Source organism: Mariprofundus ferrooxydans PV-1 (assembly GCF_000153765.1).
Lineage (GTDB): Bacteria > Pseudomonadota > Zetaproteobacteria > Mariprofundales > Mariprofundaceae > Mariprofundus > Mariprofundus ferrooxydans.
This window is the reverse complement of record NZ_DS022294.1, coordinates 354,168-376,381: the sequence shown is the minus strand read 5'-3', so window position 1 is coordinate 376,381 and position 22,214 is coordinate 354,168. Positions and strand designations below refer to the sequence as shown.

Here is a 22,214-nt window from a genome sequence, read left to right as displayed (position 1 = left end):
TAGGGTTGATATATGGCACATATGACCTCACCTGTACTGCATAACCTGCGTCAGCAGGTCTACACATTGGTGGAGGGCGAACACTCGCTGTCGGGGAGAATATTCAACGGTTTTATTCTTCTGCTGATTGTCGGTAATGTCATTGCCATTGTTCTGGAGTCGGTTGAATCTGTGTATGCCGCCCACCGCCTGTTTTTCGATAGATTTGAAACCTTTTCAGTATTGGTGTTCACGCTGGAATACCTGCTGCGTTTGTGGGTGTGCGTCGAGGAAACGCGCTATTATCGGCCTGTGCGCGGTCGTCTGCGCTACATGGTCAGTTTTATGGCTGTTGTGGATCTCGCTGCAATTCTGCCCTTTTATCTGTCCATGTTTACGGCGCTGGATACGCGTTTCTTGCGCGTGCTGCGCTTGCTGCGGGTATTCAAGCTGACGCGGCACTTTCGTTCGCTGGAAGTGCTGATTCAGGTTATTCGCCAGGAGGGCCCGGTGCTGGCTTCCGCCATGTTTATTTTAATGGTGCTGATTGTGCTGGCTGCAGGCGGCATGTACGTGGTTGAGCACGATGTCCAGCCGGAAGCATTCGGGAGCATTCCCCACGCCATGTGGTGGGCGGCTGTTACGCTGACCACGGTCGGCTACGGCGATACCATCCCGATTACGGTTGCCGGCAAAATGTTTGCTGTTGCCATCACTATTCTCGGTGTTGGCATGGCCGCCATGCCTGCGGGTATTATCGCCTCGGGTTTCACACGTGAGCTGCAAAAACGGCGGGACATGTTCCAGAACAGCGTGCGTGAAGCGCTGGAGGACGGGTTTATCACACCTGAGGAGCAGAAACATCTGGAAGATATGCGTAAGCGCCTTGGTCTTGACCCTGAAGATGCGCAGGCCGTCACCCGTGCAGAATTTGCGTTGATGTGTGAGCTGGAGAGCAGCCATTGTCCGCATTGCGGCAAGAAGCTGTCCGGCTCCTAGAAGCCTAGTCGGACTTTGGGTGACTGTAGCGGGCAGGAGCAAATACTTTGATGCCATGGGCATGGCGTCAAAGGCTGCGGTAGCAACATAGCATGGATAGGCTGCATGATGAATCAGCCGCCCTGACGGAAATCCGGATAAAGTAACATGCCGCCATCGACCGGAATCGTGACTCCGGTGATGTAGCTGGCGAGATCACTGCACAGGAAAGCAATCGCATGACCGATCTCGTCGGGCTCGCCTACCCGGCCCATCGGTATTTTATCATCGAGGTCCGCCAGCCCTTTGGGGTCTTGCCAGACGTTGGCATTGATCGGGGTTTTTATCGCGCCGGGGGCGATCGCAATAACCCGGATACCAACAGGTGCCACTTCTTGCGCCAGTGTCTTGCTGAACATGCTCAATCCGGCCTTGGCGCTGGTGTATGCACTGTACCCGGCCCAGGGGATATACTCGTGGACGGAGCTGGTATTAATAATCACCCCGCGATCCTGTTTACTACGCATCAGTTGCACAGCCTTGCGGGCGCAGTAGTAGGGGCCGAAGAGGTCGATCTCGACGACTTGACGCCAGGCCTCAATGTCGCTGTCGGCGCAAAGCGCACGCGGGCCGTCCGTGCCGGCATTATTGACGAGAATATCCAGGCCGCCGAGCTTTTCATCCACTTGTCGGAAGAGTGCGTCTACATCCTCCTTGCTTGCAATGTTATCCAGTTGAAACGTGTGGGCCTTAACGCCGAATGATTCCGCTTGAGCAGCCACTTTTTCTGCGGCGGCGGATTGGTAGCGATAGGTGATGGCGACATCGGCGCCAGCCTGGGCAAGAGATTTTGCCGTCGCCGCGCCCAGCCCCGAATCCCCGCCGGTTATCAGTGCCTTGCGGCCATTGAGTTCGATTGCAATCACATTGCTCTCCTGTTTGTCCCGGTTTCAGATAATCTGCATTGTGTAATCCCGGCCTTCCCACTCTTTCCGGTCCGGCCAGTAGAAGGTGAATTGAACGCTCTCCCCGGCGTCGAGTTCGGTGAGAGGAAGATCCACCACATGCACGCCAATCCCGGTATCCCGTGTATCAATGTCCTGAATATGTTGCCAGCCGTTCGTGCCCCAGTGCACACGAGCTGGCGCCCTGAGTGCAATGGTGAATTGACTACCCGCCTCTATACGGCGGGGGCGATAGCGCGGACCCCAGATTGTATGAGAAATTTCCGGCCGCCTTCCCTGATAACGGTTCCATGTGGCAACAGGCCGATCCACAGGGTAGCCCGTCGCACGACTGTAGCACAGCTTGATAAATTCGGCGTGCGCCCAAACCAGCGGCATAGCGGAACCGCTGGGTTTGCCCGTTTCCAGATGATGCTCGGGCATCGCTACCCAGTCCCATACCTGTTCCGGCAACAAACCTGCAGAACCGGTCATGGCTGCCATGGATTTGAGATAGGGCAGGGGGTCTTCTCCTGCCAGCAGAGCATAATGACCGCGCTCGCCGCTCAATAGCGGCCAGCCACGACCGCGACCGCTGCCGTCGAAAGCGCTGCCGTCATTGTGTTCACCGTAGCCATCACCGTTGTAGCGGTGCCAGACGGGGCCGTTGGGTGTTTCTGTTTTGAGTAATTGATCGACGACTTTCAGGCTGTCGACAATGACCGGGTCGTCAGGTTGTCTCAATCCGTAGCGCACCAGTTGCAGGAAGTCCGTTCCAATCTGTTCATTGGCGGGTAAATCCGGGTCAATAGCACGGTTCTTGATCAGAATATGCTCCGACTTGGCACCGTCATGTACCAGCACATCTGCTGGCGCTGTCCGGATATAATAGCCCGAGACCCCGAGACGTCGCGCCAGAGGTGTGTCCGTTACTACCGTCCAGTCATCGAGTCTGGCATTCCAGTTGTCGGCAAGCAGGAGTGCAAATTGCCGCGCCTCGCCATCGAGAAATGTACTGCCCTCCACCAGCGCCGCAATAGCGATGGCGACGGTGAAGGTGTTGACGCCGGGGTCCTCCTCCCATCGGTCCTGGCCGGTGGCAGGGCCCTCGCGGGCAATGAAGGTAAGCGCCCTTCGCACCATGTCGGTAATCGGAATGCCGTCCAGTGCACCCTGCTCACGCAAAGCGGATGCCAGCAGCACAGGGAATGCCGCCTCATCAAGCTGGATGCCCTGCCAGAACGGGGTGCCTCCCAGCCACTGGTTCTGTAACCAGTGCCCGTCCTCCTGCTGCGTGGCAATCAGATAACGCAGTACGTCGCGGGCATCCTCGAGCGCCCCCATCGCCACCATCGCGCCGGCGGTCTCCACCAGATCGCGACACCACACCAGATGATAACCGCCACGACTCTGGCTGGATTCGCCCCAGGGGATAGCGAGGCTTGCCACCGTAGCGCCGGCATAGGTGCGATCCTGATGTGTTTTGAGCACCATGCCGGAGAGCGCCAGTATCTCGCGCAGAGGGGCGGGTAAATCGGGAAATTGGCACCCTTTCATCCACTCTTTCCATGCTCGGCATTGTTTGTCCCATGTCGTTGAAAAATCTTCCATCAGACTTGCCACGGCCAGCGTCGCCGCCGACTCCTTACTGGTTCCCAGACCGAGGGCGAGGGTGGTCTGATGCGCCGGCAGTTCGCCCAAAAGGCAGACTGCGCCAGGTCCTGCGCTGTCGTGCTGCCACGTCATGCGCCCGTTCCTGTTAAAATCCTGCCATCCGTCGCTGGCTTCGAGACAGCCTGCGGAGCAGCGTCCCCAGGCGTCGGAGGCGCCTGTTTCATTCGCCGCCACCAGTGCCAGGCCGAAAGGTCCCTGCTCAGCCCATAGGGTGGTGCGTCCGTTGTGTTTGCCGACGAATGCCCGGTTGTTTTCCGCATCCCCGCCCAGACGGGCAGCCAGAAGAGCGTAGGGTCGCAGGTTTTTGTCGCCTTCGAGTCTGTAACGCAGCAGCAGCGTATCGCGCTGTTGTGAAGGGCAGATTTGTAGCGTGAAGGTAAAACGCGGATGCCGGTGAATGATTGTAACGGCGGGTACTCCCGGAGCGGGCAGGCTTACTTCGTAGCAGCCCAGTCGGCTCAGTTCGACCCAGAACCCCTGATCGTCAGCAATAATGAAACCGAGGTCCCTGATTTGCGGGATATCAATGCGCGGATAGTACACTTCCGTGACGATACCCCGTGCGACAGTAAACCACAGACGTGAAGAGCCGAGACCGGTGCCCACGATATCCTTACCGGCATAAGCCCATGTAGGGTGCGGTGAGGCTGCCTGCGGGGCCTTCATGCCGTGGCTGCCAGAGCAAGTGGAAGCGGGTCAGGCATTGCTCCCGCGGTGGTATAGTCTTCACTGACCGGTAAAGGTATTTTTGATCTCAGGCTGATGGTCGGGTGGTTGCTGTTCATGTACTTCTCCTTGTTAGAGAACCATTTCTCGCAAGCTGACAGGGAGCAAGGTGTCCCTTTGCGCACAACCAGTAGTATGACAGGGAGAGATCCTGTGGAGGGTGTCCCGACTGATGTTCAAAGCATACAATATTGATTGTGCGCCAGTATCGAAGTGTAAGCCGGCACTAATCCGTTAGTGCCGGCTTACCACACATATCAGCGGTTCAACTGTTTGCCGAACCAGCTTCTCACTTCGTGACCCCATGAGACAATATCGTCTTTGGCGTCGTTTATGATTTTTCTGGTTTCATTTTTGTCTTTAAGGGCGTCAATTTTCGCCGTTAATGTATCGATTTTCATGCGAAGTCCGCGTGCATCCCTGCCACGAACATTGCCGCTGATCGATTCATAGGCCTTCAAATCCTTTGACGCCTCCTTGAGCGTCACATAGGCGTTGTGATAACGACCATTGAACATTTCAGTTTTTGCCAGATAGAGATTATCTGCCGCTTCGGCTAACGGCTGCGGTACGGATACGGATTCAAAAACAACGCCTTCGTTTTTTATCGTCGTTAACGCGTTGTCGGCATCGGAGAGTTTGTTGGCTTTCAGGTCGGACTTCGCCTGATTAAGCATGTGCTCTGCAAGAATCGTATCCAATGAGATGATGACCCGGCCTTGCATGGAAAAATCCTCTTCCGGGTTTGACGTAGCCTTGTGGTGCCCGCCTTTACTCTTTCTGCTCTGAAGGACAGGCGCGATGATATCTTCAAGATAAGCATCACTAAGCACGGTTACATAGCGCTGGGGAACCTGTTCAGAGCTCTTGTAGCTTTCCCCGGGCGCCTTGATGGATGTTGTGATTTTATATTTCGGGACAGAGGCTTTGATGATTTTGATCAGCTTCAGCCCCTGATCAATCTGTGTTAGTGCATCGTCCTTTTTTTTGTCGGCGAGAGCCAGTTGAGCTGTCTCCGCGTGATAAAGGACCCGGGAAGCAGCCAGGGAGAGTGACTGATTCTCCTGGTTGGTCAGCGTGTTGACAGGTGTGACAGTGGTCGAGCTGGTTATGGCATGGTGTTCTCCGGCTTGTGCATTGATGCCGAAAGCAAGTGTTGTAGCGCAAATGGCTGCGGCACTTACCATCGTGTTGATACGACTATTTATGCTTCTGTTTTTCATCACATACGCTCCTGTTTTCCAGTTTTAATCCGGTCAGCTCAGCATCCGTGGCGCTGCATCCGACCGGGCGGAAATGTAGGCCGTGAAATATGAAACTGCTGTGGGTCGTTCATGACTGTTAGATGAATATATTGTGTGCTTCGGATGTAACAGGTGTGAAGATCATGGTTCATTGCTCTTCAGCGTATAAGCCAGTGCGCTGTGTAGTGCTTTCAGCAGGGGATCGTAGGCGTTGGCTTTTGTGTGCTCACTGAAGCTGCTGATCAGCTTATCCCGCGCCTGTATTGCTTCCTGTAGGGGGATGTCCAGCCCGTCACAGGCCAACATATGACGCGCCTCATTGAGCAGTTGCAGCGGGTCGCCTTCCTGATCGCCCTGCATGATATCTTCGGCCCGGCTGATTAAATCATCGGCAGCTCTTGCCGCGGCGTCATCCCCGAGCGGTTGCAATGATGCATGTAGCAGGGGAAACCATGTAAGCAGCCGGGCATAGTCCGCGGCCGGTTTCGCCTGTATGATGGCATCAATCAACAGACTTGTGCGTGCTGCCGTACCATGACTTGCTGCCAGGCTTAATGTGCTTCCGACGGAGTTCAGGTCAGTGACTGCCGTCGCCGGATTGCCATTGATTTGCGCCGATCTGGAGCGCATGGTCAAATCAAGACCGGCTGAAAGGTCATTTGCCACGGCGTGCAATGTGGCAACCGTATCAGGACAGTAGTTGCCGGGCTTTGGCGAGGCTGTGGCGGCGACCGGCATACTGAAGGAGAGTGCCAGAAGAGGGGCGCATGCGCACAATAGTCGTTTTCTGGTAATGATGGATTGTCGCTTCATTGGTGTTCTCCCTTTATTAATTTACGGCATAACAAGTACAGGGTCAGCGCCATTCCAGCTCAGGCGTTGACGCCATGTGTCCGGATCGTCGTAGCCGCAGTGCATGATGACGACAGTTTTTCCATCCATGATGGCCTGATGAAGCGTATCCAGCTTCTCTTCGGGCAGGCCCATACGGCGCATGGCTATGGTTAAGTGGGAAGCGGCGGCACCGGTAGCCATGATACCTGCGCCAACGGTTGCGCCGGCGATGATCTCTACCAGCGGGCCGGCAATGAACACAGGTCCGATAGCCGGGATCAGAACCAGTCCGGCGGCGCCGGCGAGCAGGCCGCCCACAGATCCCCACAGCGCTCCCTGGGTGCCCCAGATCCTGAATCGCTCCTTTTCATTGGTATAGGCGATGCCGAGAAAGTCATCGCCCTGACCACCCGCCTTGTGCAGTATGGATACCTGATCCATCATGAATCCGTGTCGTACCATGTCTTCGACAATGGTATGGGCGTCATCGGGATTGGCGAATACGGCGCCAATAAAGTTTTCCGGTTGTTTGGTCATGGTTGTGCCTCCTTGCCGGGGTTGTGTGTGATTTTAAGTGCAGGTCATGTCAGCCGGTATCATCAGTGGGAGTCCCGTGATGACAGTGTGTTTTGTTGTAATGCTCGGGCTGATCATCATTGGCAGTATCGCCGGCATGCTTTAATTTATGATGAATATTAGCACACCGGAAATTCATCCACTCCCCGTTAGCGTCAGGGGCAAAAAGCTTTGTATGCGACGCTGCCTTATCGCGGGGGTTGTAAGCAAAATCTGTGCGCGAGGGCTGACACAATATTGTTCATGAATATTGCTGCTACTTATGTGTTGCAAACATGTCTGTCGGGATTTGCATTGTTGGTGCGTCATGGCTCGAATCACGACAGTCTACAGGAAAAGTCGAGCTTGGCCCCTGACGTGTTGGTGGCGGCTGGACAAGCCCATGTGAGGGGCTAGGTTCTGATCATCGGACGGAGGGGAGTATGAGTTTACAACGCGTTTTCTTTGCGTTTTTTGTATTGCTGGCGCTATCAATGAATTTCGGTTTTTTTTACGGACAGATCGACAATGCCATTCACCATAATCTCTATGAGCTGTTTGGAGCGATAGTCATCAACCTGATTGCGACCATTCTCAAGCTCGGAGAGCGATCTCACTTCGGCTCGTTGATGCTTGCCAGCAGTCTGGTTGCCGATGCGGGGTTGCTGGCTGCAGCCATGGTGCTCGGGTATGCCAATCACGTCTCCGGCAATGTAACACCGGAGTTTGTGGCCGTGGCTGTGTCGCTTTCCGGAGGGGCGCTTGTTGCCAATATCGTATCCGTGACATTAATGGTTATTGAAGCAGCCACGCTGCGTCGCTAGCGACATCCGCATGAAGCATTATCAGCCCGACCCGACTAATCGGGGAAGTATTGTTTTCCTTGTCCTGAGGCGCATGAGAATGCCGCTGATTATTATGATCAGCGTGAGTTCTATTTCTATTCTGGGGATGGTGCTGATCCCGGGTGTAGATGCGTCGGGTCACCCCTATCACATGACGTTTTTTGAGGCCTTTTATTTCGTCAGCTTTATGTCCACGACGATTGGTTTTGGCGAAATTCCGTACGCCTTTACCGTGGGGCAGCGTTTCTGGGTTGCTCTTTGCATCTACCCGACCGTGATCGCATGGCTTTATACGTTCGGTTCGATTCTGACGCTGATGCAGGATAAAGCCTTTCGTCAGACACTCTACCACACCATTTATGCGCGATATGTACGTAATATCCGCGAACCGTTCTATCTTGTTTGCGGTTATGGTACATCCGGGCGGCTGCTGGTCCATCGCCTGACCCATGAAAACCGGCAGTGCGTTGTTATTGATGTGAATGAACAATTTATCAGCGAGCTGGCCATTGATGATTTGCACTTGTTTGTGCCGGGCTTGAGTGCGGATGCTTCCGAATCCGAACATCTTGTCAGGGCAGGGCTGAAACATCCGATGTGTCGGGCGATTGCGGCGATTACCGACAATGACCAGGTGAACCTCAAGATCGCCATCACCTCCCGCCTGTTGCATCCGGATCTCATTGTCGTTGCCCGTTCCGAACATCGCGATGTCACGGCCAGTATGCATGCCTTTGGCACTCACCATGTGATTGACCCATTCGAAGCTTTTGCCGAAGACATGGCAAACCTGTTGGTGCGTCCGGCGCATTTCCGCTTTCAGAGTCTGCTTGCCGAGCGGCTGGACCCCGTCGATCTCGCCGCTCGCGCATCATCGCTGCGCGATTCACAGTGGATTCTGTGCGGTTTCGGCCGGTTGGGGCAGGCCATTCATAAATCGCTGACCGCTGTGGGTGTGAAGGTTGTGGTCATAGATGCATTCCCCGACAAGAGCGCATTGCCTGATGGCTCCATCATAGCGCGCGGAACGCAGAAAGAGACGTTAATACAGGCAGGTATTATGTCCGCAGGAGGTATTATCGCGGCGACAAGCGATGATGCCGATAACCTCTCCATTATGATGGCAGCTAAGCAACTGAACGATCGGGTATTTCTGGTCGCCAGACAGGAGACGCGCACCGACGACGCGCTGTTCGGGGCGTGTGGTCTGGATATGATCATGCAGCCCAATTACGTGGTTGTGCGCAAGGCGCATGCGTGGCTTTCCATGCCGTTGCTGCAGGACTTCTCAAGCGACCTTTCGATTGTTTCCGATGCGGTCGCGGAATCCATCCTGAAGCGCATTGAAGCCAGAGTTCCGGTGGATGAATTTGAAACATGGCAGCTGGAAATCAACGATTATGAGGCGCCGGCCATTACCGAGTTGCTGGAGAAGGGGCGTGAAATCCGGATTGCCGATCTGCTTCGGGATCCGTGGCACCCGGAGAAGACCCAGCCGTATATTGCGCTGTTTGCCAGGCAGGATGATTCCCGCTGGATGTTGCCCGGAGGCTCCCAGCCACTGCAGGTGGGTATGAAGCTACTGTTTTGCGGCCATCGAACCACGGCATGGCGCGCAGCGCTCTATCATAAGGAAGCGTTAAATTTTGCTCTGGAAACAGAGTCGCTGGAGGAGGAGAGACAGCCCGGGTAATGCTGTCGTAAGCACAGCGTTATTCACTGACTTGCATTGGCATGACGATAACAAGTCGGTGTCTCTTTATTAGCTGTAGTGCGCCTCCCACTCAGCCTGTGAGCGGAACTCAAGACCGAGCTGTTTGAGTCGTCCGTCATGGATGTCGTAAATGAGCCCCAACACATTAACCTCCTGACCGCGTTTCCATGCCTCACGTACTACGGTGTTGCGACAGATGTTGTGTACCTGAGCCTCCACATTCAGTTCAGCCAGCCGGTTCCAGCGCGCCATTTTGTCGAGCTCGCCCAGTTCGTCTTTGTGTCGCTGATAGATGAAGCGGATCTGGTCCAGCCACAGGTCCACAGGCTGGATACCGCTATGCGTCATGGCAGCCTGGACGCCTCCGCAGCGATAATGGCCGCAAACGATGATATGCGGCACCCGCAACTCATCAATGGCGTATTCCAGTACGGCCAGACAGTTCAGGTCATTGGTGGCGAAGATGTTGCCGATATTACGATGTACGAAGATCGAACCCATTGGCAGGCCGATCAACTGGTCCGGGCCTACGCGGGAATCCGCACAGCCTACCCATAGCAGTTCCGGCTTCTGCTCTTTAGCCGCCCGGATAAAATACTGCGGATCCGCCTCTTTGATGTCATTGGCCCACTGTTCGTTAGCGGCTAGCATTTCCTTGATAGTTGGCATGAAGCGGATGCTAGCAGAGGTTTTCCATGTTTGTCTTCACGTTTCATTGTTTCTCCGGAGGACCTCTGTGTGCCTCCTTTCACCTATACCTTGCCCCTTGCGTCTTCCCCTACTATAGTGCGCCGCCTGATTTTTCGGAGGTAACAAATATGGCAACTGTGATTCGCCTGAGCCGTGGTGGACGCAAGAAGCGTCCTTTTTATTCTGTAGTCGTCATGGACGGCCGCAAGCGTCGTGATGGCGCATTTATCGAGAAGCTCGGTTATTTTGATCCGTGCAAAGATCCTGAAGTGATCCAGCTGGACCTTGAGCGTGTGAAAGCATGGACCGATCAGGGTGCCCAGGTATCCGATCGCGTGGCTAGCCTGATCGCCAAGGCATCCGCGTAATCAGCTTGACTGATCAATGAAGCCTGCATCAGGCTTTGTTTGATGACTGCTGAATCATTATTACATATTGGCGATATCCTTGGGGCGCATGGCCTCAAGGGTGCGTTGATAGTTTTCTCGCATACCCGGCCTGCGCAAGCAATCGCCGGGTATTCTTGTTGGTGGATTGGCAAAACGGCCGCAACGGCGAAGGCCTATCCGGTCAGGCGCTGCTGGCAGCATGGCAAGCGTATGCTGGCTGAGCTTGAAGGCGTTAGCGACTGTGATCAGGCCGCACTATTCAAAAAGCTTAAAGTATGGGTTCCCATTGATGTCGTTGAAACAGACGATGATGAATACCTGTGGGAAGAGCTGATCGGTTGTCGGGTTATCAAAGAGGGTACGCTTGAGCCCCTCGGTACGGTGACCGCGCTGGAAGAGTATGGCGCACAGGACAATCTGCTGGTGCAGACGCCGGATGATGCGGCAGAGCCGGGCGAGTGGCTGATTCCATTTATCGAAGATGTGGTGACGGATGTAAATCTGGACGACTGCGTGATCACTGTGGATCTGCCAGAGGGAATGGACGTATGTTTCACGCCCAGATCCTGACGCTGTTTCCGGAGTTCTTTGATTCGCCGCTCTCCTGTTCGATTCCCAAGCGTGCGATTGCCACCGGTCTTGTGGCAGTGGATTGCATCCAGATTCGCGATTTTGCTACAGATAAACATCACACGGTAGACGACACCCCTTACGGCGGTGGTCCGGGTATGCTGATGAAGCCGGATCCGGTGGTTGCATCCATTCGGGCGGCCAGAGAGAGGCAGCCTGATACGCATGTGGTGATGCTGACTCCGTCCGGTACACGTTTTACTCAGGCCAAGGCACTCGAATATACCGAAAAAACCTCTGTTACCCTGTTGTGTGGTCGCTATGAAGGTTTTGATGAGCGTATCTGTGATTATGTCGATGAACAGCTTTCGCTGGGTGATTATGTGCTCTCCGGTGGCGAGCCTGCAGCCATGTGCGTGCTGGACAGTGTGATTCGTTTGCTGCCTGACGTGCTGGGCAGTGCTGAATCGGCCGTGCTCGACTCATTCACCGAGGAGGGGATTCTCGACTGGCCGCACTATACCCGCCCCGAAGTATTTGAAGGAAAAGCGGTGCCGCCGGTGCTGCTCTCCGGTAACCATGCCAATATTGAACGTTGGCGCAGGGAGCAGGCGCAGCAGCGCAGTCGGCGCTCGGGTCAATGATATGCATTGCAGCGCTGTCGGAGGCGTTGGCCGACAAGGCGCCTGATATCAGTCACGCCGGTGTGCATCTTCGGCCATGACAGGGATGTTTTTCGCCGTCGCCTGCTGGGGGGTCTGGTATATGTCTCCACATCATGTGGCAATGCTGGCCTATGATCATGATGCTATTGTGTCTGGCGAATGGTGGCGTTTATGGACGGCGCACCTGGTGCACCTGCGTTATCGCGACCTGTTGATTAATAGCGGTATGCTCTTTCTGTTTGGTCTGCTGAGCGTGCGCTTTACGCGATTATGGCAGGAGATACTCAGCTTTGCAGTGGCGATGCCAATCATTACCGGGCTGCTGCTGATCACCTCGCCGCATACACTTTTATATCGTGGAGCATTTGGTATTGCTGCGATGACCACGATGATTGCCTGTTGGTTTCTGATTCTTGAAAATAAACGCTTTTCTCTGGGTTATTGGCTTGGTTGCCTGTTTCTGCTGCTGTTTGTGGCCAAGGTGGGCCTGGATGGTTTGGCTGTTCTGAGTATATCGCAGTCATCCAGGGCGACTGCAGGCGTGGCATGGATGGTGGAGATATATGGAACCCTGACCGGTCTTGCTTTTTTTAATGCCCTGCATCAGGGGAAAATTACCAGAGCGGGCAATAACCCGCAGTATTGGGGTGATACGCCGCCACCGCGCCGGCCACACTCATCCGGCAGGACTCCTCCGCATGGCTGATGTTGCTGTAGCGCTGGTACACCACCCGATACTGAACCGGAGCGGGGGCACGGGGTCAACTGCGATCACGCCGATTGATGTGCATGACTTTGCTCGCAGCTGTGCTTTTTATGGCGTCGGGCCTGTTTATATCGTGCATCCGGCACCGGGCATGCACGCAATGGTGCATGATATGCTCGACTATTACCGCTCGGGTGCAGGAGGCAAACGCAACCCGGCTCGTAGTGAAGTGCTCAGTGCTGTGCGCATGGTAAAATCATTGGAAGAGGCACAGGCCGAGGGTGATTATCGTTTGTGGTACACGTCTGCAGCCCCTCCGGGGGCGGCATGTACTGAGCCATCAGCGCTGCCAAAGATGGACGGAAAGCACCTGATTGTGTTCGGAACCGGCTGGGGATTGGACGCGAAAAACATGCCACATGCAAATGGATGGTTGTCACCGATAGAAGGTGTAGGTAAAGTGCGCCACCTTTCTGTCAGGGGTGCTCTGGCGATCTATCTGGATCGTCTGCAATTAAAGGACTGACAGGGTTAGTTTTGGAGGCTTAAACAATGCGTGCACTGGATGATGTAACCAAGGATCAGTTGCGTGATGATATCCCGGCATTCCGCGAGGGCGATACCGTCCGTGTGAATGTGCGCGTGGTAGATTTTAAAGAGACCAAGAAGGGTGTGGAGAAGCGTGAGCGTATTCAGGCTTATGAGGGTATTGTTATTGCCCGTCATAACAAGGGTATCTCCAGCTCCTTTACCGTTCGCAAGATGTCCGGCAATTTCGGTGTGGAGCGTGTATTTCCGCTGCATTCACCAATGCTGGAAAGCATCGTGGTGGTGCGTCATGGTCGCGTACGTCGCGCCAAGCTGTACTATCTGCGCGAACTGCGCGGTAAGGCTGCACGTATCCGCGAGCGTCGCTTCTAGGTTCTTTCTTCATGTAATGTTTGACCAGGGGAGGCTTCGGCCTCCCCTTTTTTTTATGGCTGTGCTATGATATCTGCTGCATATATACAGATGTATGCATATGGATGTCCCATGATGAGTGAGCCTGCTGAATATTCCGATCCCCCGGCTGTAAACGCGGTAGCTGTATCGCGCCGGCTGTTTTTAGGCTGGGTTGGTGCCGCTCTGGCGGCATTGGCTCTGCCTCGCCCGTTGTGGTCTGTCGAAGATCCCGCGTCCGCCTACAAGGAGACGATTGCCGTTTTACAGATGCTCTATCGCGGCGAAATCGAGGCAAACCTCCGTTATAAGGCATTTGAAGCGCGGGCACTCAAAGAAGGACATGTCAATATTGCTCATATGTTTGCGGCTATAGCCGCATCCGAGGCGGTACATGCAGATCACTTCAGTGGGCTGTTGGTCAAGCTGGGGGTGCAGCCGGATTCGCCTGAAGCTTTGGCCGGACAACTGCATATTACCACGGCCAGCACCAAAGAGAACTTGCGCTATGCTACCGATGTGGAGCTGGCCGAGATAGATGTCCGTTACCCTGAATATCTGCAGCGGATCAAGCCGGAGAACAACAGTAGTGCCGTCAAGCGTATTACTTATGCATGGGAAGCCGAGCAGCAGCATCGTGAGTTGATCAAGGATATCCAGTCCGGTACCGGTATGTTTTTCGGGATGCTGGCTGCCCGATTCCGTTCAACGAAAACACGTTATTTTGTTTGCCAGAACTGTGGTTCGACGCTGACTGTGCTGCCCTCGGAGAAATGCCCGATCTGTGGTTTTCCACTGAGCTGGTACAAGGAGATCAGGTTGCCGGGCAGCTGAGTGTTGCCGGGAGTATGCCAGCTGCACGTGTGCAGCTTTATTTGTTAATGATGCAGGCTAGGATGCGAGCATGAGCTCTCCATCCATCCAATTCCGAATTCTGTCACTCAAAGGACAAGGTGCCTTGTCCGACTTCCGACGAGACAAGCTGCTTGATGCCATGCGCGGCCAGGGGATGCGGCCCACCGATGTTCGCGCCAGCTATATTCATGTTGCCGAGGTGGCCGAGTCATGGTCGCAGGCGGAAACCGACCTGCTGGCTCGACTGTTGGGGCATGCGCCGGAGGTCTTCACGGGCCATGCATCTGATACTCAATTTGTTGTTGTACCTCGTATTGGTACGGTCAGTCCATGGTCATCCAAAGCAACCGATATCGCCGGCTTGTGTGGGATGAGTGGATTGTCGCGGCTGGAGCGGGGTATTGTCTATGAGATTGACGGGCTCAGTCATGAGCAGCATCAGGCTGCGGCAGCTCTGCTGCATGATCGCATGACCGAGACGGTGCTGGCTGATGTGAATGATCTGGCGCAGCTGTTTGCCCATCATGCACCGGCGCCGCTGTTGACTGTTGATGTGCTGACCGGAGGGCGCGATGCGCTGGTGGCGGCCAATCGGGAGATGGGGCTGGCTCTGGCCGACGATGAGATTGATTACCTGCTGGAGAATTTTACCCGCCTGGAGCGTAACCCTTCCGATGCCGAGCTGATGATGTTTGCGCAGGCCAACTCCGAACATTGCCGGCACAAGATTTTTAATGCCGACTGGGTGATTGACGGGGAAGAGCAGGCAAAGTCGTTGTTTGCCATGATCCGCAACACACACCAGCTGAATCCGGCCGGTACGCTGGTGGCTTACAGTGATAACTCATCGGTGATTGAGGGTGGGCAGACCAAGCGCTTTTACCCTGATGCGGACAAGCACTACCGCACGCATGCGGATGAGACCCATATCTTGATGAAGGTGGAGACACATAATCATCCGACAGCGATCTCTCCGTTTGCCGGTGCCGCTACCGGCTCCGGTGGTGAGATTCGCGATGAGGGTGCTACCGGTATCGGTTCCAAACCCAAGGCTGGTCTGTGCGGTTTCTCCGTGTCCAATTTGCGTATCCCCGGTTTTGAACAGCCGTGGGAGGTCGATTACGGCAGACCTGACCGTATTGTCTCCGCACTTGATATCATGATCGATGGTCCGATCGGTGCCGCCGCCTTTAACAACGAATTCGGACGCCCGAATCTGGCCGGTTATTTCCGCACTTATGAGCAGGATGTATCGGTTGCTCAGGATATGAGTGATCTGCGCGGCTACCACAAGCCGATCATGATTGCCGGCGGAGTGGGCAATATCGACGCCCGCCATGTGCATAAAAAAGAGGTGCCGGCAGGTAGTCTGATCATCCAGCTGGGTGGCCCTGCGATGCTGATCGGCCTGGGCGGCGGCGCTGCTTCAAGCATGGATACCGGCGCCAATGCCGAATCACTGGATTTCGATTCGGTACAGCGCGGTAACCCGGAGATGGAACGCCGTTGTCAGGAGGTGCTTGATCGCTGCTGGCAGATGGGTGATGCCAATCCGATTCTGTTTATCCACGATATCGGTGCCGGAGGTCTCTCCAACGCCGTACCCGAGCTGATTGATGATGCTTCCCGCGGGGGATGGGTAGACCTGCGCGCGGTACATAATATGGAGCCGGGTATGAGCCCGATGCAGATCTGGTGTAATGAGGCGCAGGAGCGCTATATGCTGGCCATTGCGCCGGATTCGCGCGCGTTGTTCACCGAAATCTGTGAGCGTGAGCGCTGCCTGTTTGCTGTACTGGGCGAAGCAACGGAAAAACGCGACCTGGTGGTCAATGATCCGGAATTCGACAATCAGCCGGTTAACCTGTCGCTGGATATATTGCTGGGCAAGGCACCGAAGATGACGCGCGATGTCACGCATCAGCCAGAAGCCGCCGTGCCGCTGGATCTGGCCTCGATTGATCTGCAGGAGGCGGTGGGGCGCGTGCTGCGTCTGCCGGCTGTGGCGAGTAAGGAGTTTCTGATCACCATTGGTGATCGTTCGATTACCGGTATGGTGGCGCGCGATCAGATGGTCGGTCCGTGGCAGGTGCCGGTCGCAGACGTGGCGGTCACAGCATCCGATTACACACAATACACCGGTGAAGCGATGTGCATGGGTGAGCGTACGCCGCTTGCCGTGCTGAACGCGCCTGCATCCGGGCGCATGGCTATCGGTGAGGCGCTGACCAATATTGCTGCAGCCTCTATTGCCGCGATCGGCGACATCAAGCTCTCGGCCAACTGGATGGCGGCCTGCGGTCACAAAGGAGAAGATGCCCGCCTGTATGACACGGTGAAGGCTGTCGGTATGGAACTGTGTCCTGCACTCGGTATCTCGATTCCGGTGGGTAAGGATTCGCTGTCGATGAAGTCGGTCTGGCAGCAGCAGGAGAACAGGCGGGAGATGACTTCACCTCTGTCGCTGATTATTTCGGCTTTTGCTCCGGTCAGTGATATCCGCAAGACACTGACGCCTGAGTTGCAGATGGATCAGGGTGATACCGACCTGCTATTGCTGGATATGGGTTGCGGGCAACATCGGCTCGGTGGCTCGGCGCTTGCACAGGTATACGGTGTGACCGGTGAGGCTGTGCCCGATGTTGATGATGCGGCACTGTTGAAAGGTTTTTTCGAGGCGGTGCAGGCGCTCAATCGAGCCGGCCTGATTTTGGCTTACCATGATCGTTCCGACGGCGGCCTGTTTGTCACGTTGTGCGAGATGGCCTTCGCCGCCCGTGCCGGCATGACGATTCATCTGGAAACACTCAGCGGCGATCGCGGTGGAAATGAGCTGCGCCTGCTCTTCTCCGAGGAGTTGGGCGCGGTCATCCAGATTCGCCGTGACCAGCGTGAAGCGGTGCTCTCCATGCTGGCTGATGCCGGTCTGGCCCATATCGCGCATATCATCGGTCATCCGCGCAAGGACGGCATCGTCTATATGGCCTGCCATGAGCGCACCGTGGTCGATCAGCATGTACAAAAGCTGCACCAGGCATGGGCTGAAACAAGTTATCGGATGCAGGCACTGCGTGATAATCCGGCCTGTGCCAAAGAGGCCTTTGATGTCATTGCAGATCGCGATGCGCGAGGGCTGCATGCTGAGCTGAGTTTTGACCCGGTTGAAGATATTTGCGCACCGTTTGTGCACAGTGCGCGTCCGCGCATGGCGATTCTCAGGGAGCAGGGCGTCAACGGGCAGGTGGAGATGGCTGCGGCCTTCGACCGTGCCGGTTTTGACTGTGCTGATGTGCATATGTCCGATGTCATTGAGGGGCGTGTGTCGCTGGCCGGGTTCAATGGCCTGGTTGCCTGCGGTGGTTTCTCTTTCGGCGACGTGTTGGGTGCAGGTCGCGGCTGGTCCAGCTCCGTGCTGTTTAACGCGCGCGCCAGTGATGAGTTCAACGCTTTTTTCCATCGTTCCGACACCTTCGCACTGGGCGTATGCAACGGTTGCCAGATGATGAGTTCTCTGAAGTCGATCATTCCGGGTGCAGAGCACTGGCCTCGCTTTGAGCGCAATCGCTCCGAACAGTTTGAGGCTCGTCTGTTGCAGGTGGAGGTGTTGGAGTCTCCATCAATTTTCCTTTCCGGCATGGCCGGGTCCCGAATGCCACTGGTGGTGGCGCATGGTGAGGGGCGTGCCAGTTTTGATACTGTGCAGCAGCAACAGGATGCCATCGCTGCGATGCGTTTTCTGGGGCCTGACGGGAACCCGGCTGTCACATATCCGCATAATCCGAACGGTTCTCCCGATGGCTTGACCGGCTTTACCACAGCCGATGGTCGCTTCACCATCATGATGCCGCATCCGGAGCGATTGTTCCGTACCGTGCAGCACTCCTGGCATCCGGCAGAGTGGAGCGAAGATGGTCCGTGGATGCGCATGTTCCGCAATGCACGTGTATGGTTGGGTTGAGGGTGCTGACCTGCTGCTGGCAGTGGCGGGAAGCGGACGATTCTGATAACTTGCCGCCCCGTCATGAATACTAATACTCGATTTGTTTTTGTTACCGGCGGGGTAGTCTCCTCGCTTGGAAAAGGCATTGCTGCGGCAAGCCTGGCCGCACTGTTTGAGGCTCGCGGCTTGCGCGTGACCATACAGAAGCTGGACCCTTATATAAATGTCGATCCCGGCACGATGAGTCCGTTCCAGCATGGTGAAGTCTATGTGACCGATGACGGGGCTGAAACCGATCTGGATCTGGGTCATTATGAGCGCTTTACACATGCCGTTATGTCCAAGCGTTCCAATTTCACCACCGGGCGCATTTACGAGTCGGTGATTCGGCGTGAGCGGCGCGGTGACTATCTGGGCGCCACCGTGCAGGTGATTCCGCATATTACCGATGCAATCAAGAATGCCATTCTCTCTTTGCGCTCTCCGGATGTGGATATCGCGTTGATCGAGATTGGCGGCACGGTCGGTGATATTGAGTCACAGCCTTTTCTGGAGGCGATTCGTCAGCTGCGCTTCGATCTGGGACGCAAGAATACCGCCTATATTCACCTGACGCTGGTTCCCTATATTGCCTCTGCCGGTGAAATGAAATCCAAGCCGACGCAGCATTCGGTCAAGCAGCTGCGTGAGATCGGCATTCAGCCCGATGTGTTGCTGTGTCGCTCCGAGCATCCGATTCCCAAGGGGCAGAAAGACAAGATTGCGCTGTTCTGTAATGTGGACAGAGAGGCAGTGATTGATGCGCCGGATGTAGATACGATTTACGGCGTGCCTCTGAAATCGCACGAAGGCGGACTGGGCTCGGTTGTGCTGAAACATTTCGGTATGGATGACGTCGAACCGGATCTGTCGGTGTGGGAGGATATCTGCCGCAAAATCCGTGAACCGAAGGATGAGGTTCGCATTGCCATGGTTGGTAAATATGTTGAGCTGGCCGATGCATACAAGTCGGTGAATGAATCACTGATTCATGGCGGCATGGCCAGTGGCGTACGTGTAAAAATCGAATATATCGATGCTGAATCGCTGGAAAGAAAAGGCGTTGCCTGTCTGGAATCCATGCATGGCATTCTGGTCCCGGGTGGTTTTGGTGAGCGCGGTACCGAAGGCAAGATGGCTGCGATTCGTTACGCGCGTGAAAACAGAATACCGTTTCTGGGTATCTGTCTGGGTATGCAATTGGCGGTGGTTGAGTTTGCCCGTCATGTTGCCGGCCTTGAAAATGCTGTTAGTAGTGAATTTGATGAGCGGGCTGAGCACCCTGTGATCGCCCTGATGACCGAATGGGAGCAGGAAGGTGCGCGTGTTCAGCGCAGTGCTGATAGCGATCTGGGCGGTACGATGCGGCTTGGCGGTTATCCGTGCCGTGTCATTGAAGGTACGCACGCCTATGCTGCCTATGGCAGTAGCGAAATTCGCGAGCGTCATCGTCATCGCTATGAATTTAACAATACCTACCGCGAGCAGCTGGAAGCTGCCGGCCTGATTGTCTCCGGAACACTGCCGGATAACTCGCTGGTGGAGATGGTGGAGGTGGCCGATCACCCGTGGTTTGTCGCCTGTCAGTTCCATCCGGAATTTCTGTCACGTCCTTATGCGCCGCATCCATTGTTTGCCGCTTTTGTCGGTGCCAGTAAGGCGCAGGCCGGTTTATGATTCAGAAGAGCGTTGCTGTCGGTCCGCTTCAACTCGGAAATGAGTTGCCGTTGGTGCTGTTGGCAGGGCCGTGCGTGATCGAGGGAGAAGCCTTCACGCTGAAAACGGCGGAATCAATTGCCGCGATTGCCGGGCGTTGTGGTGTACCTCTGGTGTTCAAGTCCAGTTTCGACAAGGCCAACCGTACCAGTAAGGACGGTTTTCGTGGGCCCGGTCTGGACGAGGGCTTGCGTATTTTGCAGCGGGTGAAGGATGAGCTGGGTTTGCCGGTGGTGACTGATGTGCATGAGATGCATCAGGTGGCAGCCGTGGCCGAAGTGGCGGATATTCTGCAGACACCGGCATTTCTCTGTCGCCAGACCGATTTTATTGAAGCTGTTGCCAGAACCGGTAAACCGGTGAATATCAAGAAGGGGCAGTTTCTGGCGCCCTGGGATATGAAGCATGTACTGGAAAAAGCGCAGGCCACCGGCAATGAGAATATCATGCTGTGCGAGCGCGGTGCCAGTTTCGGTTACAATAATCTGGTATCTGATATGCGCTCCCTGCTGGTGATGCGCGAATTTGGTGCGCCGCTTGTCTATGACGCGACCCACTCGGTGCAACAGCCGGGCGGTTTGGGCGGCGCAACCGGCGGCAATCGCGAGTTTGTTCCTGGGTTATCCCGTGCTGCTGTGGCAACCGGCGTGGCGGCGCTGTTTATGGAAGTACATCCTGAGCCGGATAAAGCGATGTCGGACGGGCCTAACTCACTGGCGTTGGCCGATCTGGAAGCATTACTGACTACATTAAAACGGCTTGATGAGGTTGTGAAAGCATAGCTAAACGACCTGCCGGCGTGGATCGCACTGAGGAGTGTGACGCTATTCCCTTATTTAATAGACGAGTAATCTCCTCCTACGTACCTTTCGGCAAAATTAAATGATTATCAAACGAAGAAGTTGGCATGGGGCCGACAAGGAGTAAAACATGAGTGAAATTGTATCCGTTCACGGGCGCGAAATTTTTGATTCGCGCGGTAACCCGACTGTTGAGGTCGATGTAAAGCTGGCATCGGGCGCGTTTGCCCGGGCAGCGGTACCCAGTGGTGCATCCACCGGTACGCGCGAGGCGGTTGAGTTGCGTGATGGCGACAGCCGTTTGGGTGGCAAGGGTGTAAGAAAGGCGGTCGGCTATGTGAATGGTGAGATTGCCACAGCCGTACGCGGCTTGGATGCGGCTGATCAGCAGGGACTCGATGATAAGCTGATTGCACTTGATGGCACAGCGAACAAGGGCCGCCTGGGTGCCAACGCTATTCTTGGCGTATCTATGGCAGTGGCCAAGGCGCAGGCCGCCGATCAGGGCATCTCCCTGTTCCGCTATCTGGGCGGCGATAATGCCAACCTGTTGCCGGTACCGTGCATGAATGTGATCAATGGCGGTTCGCATGCGGATAACAGCATCGACTTCCAGGAATATATGATTGCTCCTGTAGGTGCATCCTCGTTTGCGCAGGCGCTTGATATGGGTGCGGAAGTGTTTCATGCACTGAAATCCGTGCTTAAAGCCGGTGGTCATGTGACCGCTGTAGGTGATGAGGGTGGTTTTGCGCCGAACCTGGGCTCTAATGAAGAGGGCATTACCGTTATTCTTGAAGCGATTGAGAAGGCCGGCCTGAAAGCGGGCGTTGATGTTGCGCTTGCTTCGGATATGGCCGCTTCCGAATTTTACCATGACGGCATGTATGTGCTGGCCGGTGAAGGTAACCGCAAGCTGGATTCCGCCGGGTTGGTTGACCTGATTGATTCACTGTGCCGGCAGTATCCGATTATCTCTGTGGAAGATGGTCTGGATGAAGCTGATTGGGATGGCTGGAAGCTGTTGACGGATCAGGTGGGTGATCGCGTGCAGTTGGTAGGTGACGACCTGTTTGTGACCAACCCAGCGATTCTGAAAGAGGGCATCGACAAGGGTGTGGCCAATGCACTGCTCGTCAAGGTCAATCAGATCGGTACATTGTCCGAGACGATTGCGGCCGTAAACATGGCGCATGATGCAGGCTACCGTTGCATGATGTCGCATCGCTCCGGTGAAACGGAAGATGCTACGATTGCCGATCTGGCCGTGGCTTTGTCCACAGGTCAGATCAAGTCCGGCTCGGCTTCCCGTTCCGATCGTATGGCCAAGTATAATCAGCTGCTGCGTATTGAAGAAGAGCTGGGTGCTCAGGCTCGCTATGCCGGTCGGGGTGCGTTCGCGCGCTAAATAT

Annotated in this window: 21 protein-coding genes; 14 read left to right on the top strand and 7 right to left on the bottom strand. The window is 55.2% G+C overall.

Annotated features, from left to right (window positions below; genetic code table 11):
* Positions 1-12 precede the first annotated feature (12 nt).
* A complete protein-coding gene (locus SPV1_RS01665) occupies positions 13-978 on the top strand; it encodes an ion transporter (protein WP_009849346.1) in 966 nt (321 codons plus the stop codon).
* Positions 979-1,091: 113 nt separating this feature from the next.
* On the opposite strand, the gene SPV1_RS01660 is transcribed toward SPV1_RS01665, so the two are convergent.
* The 6 genes from SPV1_RS01660 to SPV1_RS01640 form a co-directional block, all read right to left on the bottom strand.
* Entirely contained in the window at positions 1,092-1,883 is a 792-nt protein-coding gene (locus tag SPV1_RS01660; protein ID WP_009849345.1) for an SDR family oxidoreductase, read from the bottom strand.
* A gap of 24 nt (positions 1,884-1,907) precedes the next feature.
* A complete protein-coding gene (locus SPV1_RS01655; protein WP_009849344.1) occupies positions 1,908-4,241 on the bottom strand; it encodes a glycoside hydrolase family 15 protein in 2,334 nt (777 codons plus the stop codon).
* Complete coding sequence (locus tag SPV1_RS14695) at positions 4,238-4,360, bottom strand: hypothetical protein (protein WP_268766536.1); 123 nt, start codon at positions 4,358-4,360, stop codon at positions 4,238-4,240. The genes SPV1_RS01655 and SPV1_RS14695 overlap by 4 nt, the downstream gene beginning before the upstream one ends.
* Before the next feature lie 198 nt (positions 4,361-4,558).
* Positions 4,559-5,524, bottom strand: coding sequence for a hypothetical protein (locus SPV1_RS01650; RefSeq protein ID WP_040881384.1), 966 nt, complete (start codon positions 5,522-5,524; stop codon positions 4,559-4,561).
* Positions 5,525-5,686: 162 nt separating this feature from the next.
* Positions 5,687-6,358, bottom strand: a complete 672-nt coding sequence (locus SPV1_RS01645) for a hypothetical protein (protein ID WP_040881382.1) — start codon at positions 6,356-6,358, stop codon at positions 5,687-5,689.
* A 21-nt stretch (positions 6,359-6,379) separates the two neighbouring features.
* Positions 6,380-6,916, bottom strand: a complete 537-nt coding sequence (locus SPV1_RS01640) for a hypothetical protein (protein WP_009849341.1) — start codon at positions 6,914-6,916, stop codon at positions 6,380-6,382.
* Between the two features lie 461 nt (positions 6,917-7,377).
* Between SPV1_RS01640 and SPV1_RS01635 the strand changes: the two genes are divergently transcribed.
* Both SPV1_RS01635 and SPV1_RS01630 read left to right on the top strand, forming a co-directional pair.
* Positions 7,378-7,758 carry a DUF6394 family protein gene (locus tag SPV1_RS01635; RefSeq protein ID WP_009849339.1) on the top strand — a complete coding sequence of 127 codons (381 nt, stop codon included), beginning with the start codon at positions 7,378-7,380 and terminating at the stop codon, positions 7,756-7,758.
* Positions 7,759-7,837: 79 nt separating this feature from the next.
* Entirely contained in the window at positions 7,838-9,472 is a 1,635-nt protein-coding gene (locus SPV1_RS01630; RefSeq protein ID WP_009849338.1) for a potassium channel family protein, read from the top strand.
* A gap of 69 nt (positions 9,473-9,541) precedes the next feature.
* Here SPV1_RS01630 and SPV1_RS01625 read toward each other — a convergent pair whose 3' ends face one another.
* Positions 9,542-10,162: a carbonic anhydrase gene (locus SPV1_RS01625; RefSeq protein ID WP_009849337.1), complete on the bottom strand. Its 621-nt coding sequence runs from the start codon at positions 10,160-10,162 to the stop codon at positions 9,542-9,544.
* A gap of 149 nt (positions 10,163-10,311) precedes the next feature.
* Here SPV1_RS01625 and rpsP point away from each other — a divergent pair, with 149 nt between their 5' ends.
* The 11 genes from rpsP (at position 10,312) to eno (ending at position 22,210) form a co-directional block, all read left to right on the top strand.
* Positions 10,312-10,551 (top strand): 30S ribosomal protein S16, encoded by a 240-nt coding sequence (rpsP, locus tag SPV1_RS01620; RefSeq protein ID WP_009849336.1) that lies wholly within the window; start codon positions 10,312-10,314, stop codon positions 10,549-10,551.
* 42 nt (positions 10,552-10,593) lie between these two features.
* The gene (gene rimM, locus SPV1_RS01615) at positions 10,594-11,142 is read left to right on the top strand and encodes a ribosome maturation factor RimM (protein ID WP_009849335.1); all 549 of its coding nucleotides are present in this window, start codon (positions 10,594-10,596) and stop codon (positions 11,140-11,142) included.
* Positions 11,121-11,786, top strand: coding sequence for a tRNA (guanosine(37)-N1)-methyltransferase TrmD (gene trmD, locus SPV1_RS01610; protein ID WP_009849334.1), 666 nt, complete (start codon positions 11,121-11,123; stop codon positions 11,784-11,786). Before rimM ends, trmD begins: the two co-directional genes overlap by 22 nt.
* A 121-nt stretch (positions 11,787-11,907) precedes the next feature.
* Entirely contained in the window at positions 11,908-12,513 is a 606-nt protein-coding gene (locus SPV1_RS01605) for a rhomboid family protein (RefSeq protein ID WP_018293947.1), read from the top strand.
* Positions 12,506-13,039 carry an RNA methyltransferase gene (locus SPV1_RS01600; protein ID WP_009849331.1) on the top strand — a complete coding sequence of 178 codons (534 nt, stop codon included), beginning with the start codon at positions 12,506-12,508 and terminating at the stop codon, positions 13,037-13,039. The genes SPV1_RS01605 and SPV1_RS01600 overlap by 8 nt, the downstream gene beginning before the upstream one ends.
* Before the next feature lie 26 nt (positions 13,040-13,065).
* A complete protein-coding gene (gene rplS / locus SPV1_RS01595; protein WP_009849330.1) occupies positions 13,066-13,434 on the top strand; it encodes a 50S ribosomal protein L19 in 369 nt (122 codons plus the stop codon).
* A 114-nt stretch (positions 13,435-13,548) separates the two neighbouring features.
* Positions 13,549-14,286, top strand: coding sequence for a ferritin family protein (locus tag SPV1_RS13880; protein WP_231288238.1), 738 nt, complete (start codon positions 13,549-13,551; stop codon positions 14,284-14,286).
* A gap of 70 nt (positions 14,287-14,356) precedes the next feature.
* Complete coding sequence (gene purL / locus SPV1_RS01585) at positions 14,357-18,265, top strand: phosphoribosylformylglycinamidine synthase (RefSeq protein WP_231288237.1); 3,909 nt, start codon at positions 14,357-14,359, stop codon at positions 18,263-18,265.
* A 63-nt stretch (positions 18,266-18,328) separates the two neighbouring features.
* Complete coding sequence (locus tag SPV1_RS01580; protein WP_009849327.1) at positions 18,329-19,963, top strand: CTP synthase; 1,635 nt, start codon at positions 18,329-18,331, stop codon at positions 19,961-19,963.
* Positions 19,960-20,784 carry a 3-deoxy-8-phosphooctulonate synthase gene (gene kdsA / locus SPV1_RS01575; RefSeq protein ID WP_009849326.1) on the top strand — a complete coding sequence of 275 codons (825 nt, stop codon included), beginning with the start codon at positions 19,960-19,962 and terminating at the stop codon, positions 20,782-20,784. Before SPV1_RS01580 ends, kdsA begins: the two co-directional genes overlap by 4 nt.
* Positions 20,785-20,932: 148 nt before the next feature.
* Positions 20,933-22,210, top strand: a complete 1,278-nt coding sequence (gene eno / locus SPV1_RS01570) for a phosphopyruvate hydratase (RefSeq protein ID WP_009849325.1) — start codon at positions 20,933-20,935, stop codon at positions 22,208-22,210.
* Positions 22,211-22,214: the final 4 nt, after the last annotated feature.

Coding starts and splice junctions, on each gene's coding strand:
- SPV1_RS01630 (WP_009849338.1), top strand. CDS start 7,838: ATGCCGCTGATTATTATGATCAGCGTGAGTTCTATTTCTATTCTGGGG.
- SPV1_RS01655 (WP_009849344.1), bottom strand. CDS start 4,241: ATGAAGGCCCCGCAGGCAGCCTCACCGCACCCTACATGGGCTTATGCC.
- SPV1_RS01665 (WP_009849346.1), top strand. CDS start 13: ATGGCACATATGACCTCACCTGTACTGCATAACCTGCGTCAGCAGGTC.
- SPV1_RS01640 (WP_009849341.1), bottom strand. CDS start 6,916: ATGACCAAACAACCGGAAAACTTTATTGGCGCCGTATTCGCCAATCCC.
- SPV1_RS01600 (WP_009849331.1), top strand. CDS start 12,506: ATGGCTGATGTTGCTGTAGCGCTGGTACACCACCCGATACTGAACCGG.
- purL (WP_231288237.1), top strand. CDS start 14,357: ATGAGCTCTCCATCCATCCAATTCCGAATTCTGTCACTCAAAGGACAA.
- SPV1_RS01645 (WP_040881382.1), bottom strand. CDS start 6,358: ATGAAGCGACAATCCATCATTACCAGAAAACGACTATTGTGCGCATGC.
- SPV1_RS01635 (WP_009849339.1), top strand. CDS start 7,378: ATGAGTTTACAACGCGTTTTCTTTGCGTTTTTTGTATTGCTGGCGCTA.
- SPV1_RS01605 (WP_018293947.1), top strand. CDS start 11,908: ATGTCTCCACATCATGTGGCAATGCTGGCCTATGATCATGATGCTATT.
- rpsP (WP_009849336.1), top strand. CDS start 10,312: ATGGCAACTGTGATTCGCCTGAGCCGTGGTGGACGCAAGAAGCGTCCT.
- rplS (WP_009849330.1), top strand. CDS start 13,066: ATGCGTGCACTGGATGATGTAACCAAGGATCAGTTGCGTGATGATATC.
- SPV1_RS01650 (WP_040881384.1), bottom strand. CDS start 5,524: ATGAAAAACAGAAGCATAAATAGTCGTATCAACACGATGGTAAGTGCC.
- SPV1_RS01580 (WP_009849327.1), top strand. CDS start 18,329: ATGAATACTAATACTCGATTTGTTTTTGTTACCGGCGGGGTAGTCTCC.
- trmD (WP_009849334.1), top strand. CDS start 11,121: ATGTTTCACGCCCAGATCCTGACGCTGTTTCCGGAGTTCTTTGATTCG.
- eno (WP_009849325.1), top strand. CDS start 20,933: ATGAGTGAAATTGTATCCGTTCACGGGCGCGAAATTTTTGATTCGCGC.
- SPV1_RS01625 (WP_009849337.1), bottom strand. CDS start 10,162: ATGCCAACTATCAAGGAAATGCTAGCCGCTAACGAACAGTGGGCCAAT.
- SPV1_RS14695 (WP_268766536.1), bottom strand. CDS start 4,360: ATGAACAGCAACCACCCGACCATCAGCCTGAGATCAAAAATACCTTTA.
- kdsA (WP_009849326.1), top strand. CDS start 19,960: ATGATTCAGAAGAGCGTTGCTGTCGGTCCGCTTCAACTCGGAAATGAG.
- rimM (WP_009849335.1), top strand. CDS start 10,594: ATGACTGCTGAATCATTATTACATATTGGCGATATCCTTGGGGCGCAT.
- SPV1_RS13880 (WP_231288238.1), top strand. CDS start 13,549: ATGAGTGAGCCTGCTGAATATTCCGATCCCCCGGCTGTAAACGCGGTA.